This is a genomic window from Psychrobacter sp. 2Y5, assembly GCF_051847375.1.
Taxonomy (GTDB): Bacteria; Pseudomonadota; Gammaproteobacteria; order Pseudomonadales; family Moraxellaceae; genus Psychrobacter.
On sequence record NZ_JBPYDA010000032.1, the window covers coordinates 1 to 1,042 of the forward strand.

The 1,042-nt window shown below is 41.5% G+C and carries 2 protein-coding genes; one reads left to right on the top strand and one right to left on the bottom strand.

Annotated elements, in window-relative coordinates; all coding sequences use genetic code 11:
• A partial coding sequence (locus ACS8E3_RS12995) for an ATP-binding protein (protein WP_439244755.1) occupies positions 1 to 669 on the top strand: 669 nt, incomplete at its 5' end.
• Positions 670 to 712: 43 nt separating this feature from the next.
• Here ACS8E3_RS12995 and ACS8E3_RS13000 read toward each other — a convergent pair.
• A partial coding sequence (locus ACS8E3_RS13000) for a LysR substrate-binding domain-containing protein (protein ID WP_439244756.1) occupies positions 713 to 1,042 on the bottom strand: 330 nt, incomplete at its 5' end.

Sequence of the window (1,042 nt, forward strand, 5' to 3'; positions counted from 1 at the left end):
GACTATGCACCTAATGCGACGCATTATCTTGACCGTATCCAAAAAGAGTCCACTCGCATGAATGAACTGATTGGGCAGATTATCCATATTCAATCACTACAAATGCAGCGCTATATGGTACGCCCTGAGGATTTTGAGTCGATAGACATAGCGATGCTCCTTGATGAGATTGGTCAGGACGTGAGTTTCGAGTTTTATGATAAACACATTGAATGGCGATGCTTGAATAATAGTGATGAGGCAAGTAGTGATAAGATTTTACATACTATTATCGGTAATCGAGAGCAATTGCATAGCGCTTTTGAAAATGTGATTCGTAACGCCTTTATCTATTCAAGCTCACACTCTATCGTCTTATCTAAGATTGAAACTATTAAGCTTACGAATCAAACATCTGCACTAAAAATAAGCATTGTAGATCAAGGATCAGGCATAGATAACGATAATCTAGAGCGTATCTTTCAGCCCTTTGTACGCTTAGATGCGTCTAGACAACGCCCAATAAGCTCTACTGCTAGTAAAGCCAGCAAACAAAAAGGCGGCTACGGTCTTGGACTGGCTATTGCTCAGGCGATTATTGCCGCGCACCAAGGACAAGTTAGTGCTCGCAATCGTGAAGATGGTATTCAGGGTCTTATCGTTGAAATAGCATTAACAGTATCTACCTGACAATATGTTTGTAGTAGATCAGATCCTGTCTAATAAAGTAAATCTATAGCCATCTCTTTATCTCACTAATCACAGTCTGCATTCTATTAGGTAGCACATGGTCATGATTTGTCACTAAATAAAGCGTTTCGCTAACTGGCGTTGGCAGATAATGGCTTTTGATAAGCTGAGGCTTTTCATAAGCGGCAACTGCGTGGGCAGGCAACACCGTAAATCCAAGCCCTCGACCTACAGGCTCCAAAATTAGCGCTATTTGATTGGAAAAGCCCTTTTGCTCAAAGTCGTTACTATGCTGAAACTTTGGATAATTGGCGCTGAGCAACATGCTGGCATGATGTGCGCCGTCAGGATGATCAATAAATCCAAGTTGTAT